At 50.0% G+C, this 572-nt stretch carries 1 protein-coding gene; it reads left to right on the top strand.

Features of this window, described 5'->3' with window-relative positions:
• A partial coding sequence (locus tag R7Z77_RS27330) for an Hsp70 family protein (RefSeq protein ID WP_318137302.1) occupies nt 1–572 on the top strand: 572 nt, incomplete at both ends.

Here is a 572-nt window from a genome sequence, read left to right as displayed (position 1 = left end):
GAGCAGTTCGAAGACCTGATTCGCCCACTCGTGAAGAAAACTCTGATGTCTTGTCGTCGTGCACTGAAAGATGCTGACGTAGAAGCGGAGGAAGTACTTGAAGTGGTGATGGTTGGTGGCTCAACTCGTACCTTGCTTGTCCGTGAAATGGTGGGCGAATTCTTTGGTCGCACACCACTCACTAGCATCAACCCTGATGAAGTGGTGGCTATTGGTGCGGGTATCCAAGCAGATATTCTTGCTGGTAACAAGCCTGACTCTGAAATGCTGCTGCTTGACGTGATTCCATTATCATTGGGTATTGAAACCATGGGTGGGTTGGTTGAGAAAATCATTCCGCGCAACACCACGATTCCTGTTGCTCGCGCGCAAGAGTTTACCACCTTCAAAGATGGTCAAACGGCGATGAGCGTGCACGTTGTGCAAGGTGAGCGCGAGATGGTGGATGATTGTCGTTCACTTGCGCGTTTCTCACTAAAAGGTATTCCTCCTATGGCGGCAGGTGCTGCGCACATCCGAGTGACGTACCAAGTTGATGCTGACGGTTTACTATCTGTGACTGCAATGGAAAA

The sequence above is a fragment of the Vibrio sp. 1401 genome, assembly GCF_033340295.1.
Note: the sequence above shows the minus strand (reverse complement) of the source record. Positions and strands in the feature narration are given on the sequence as shown.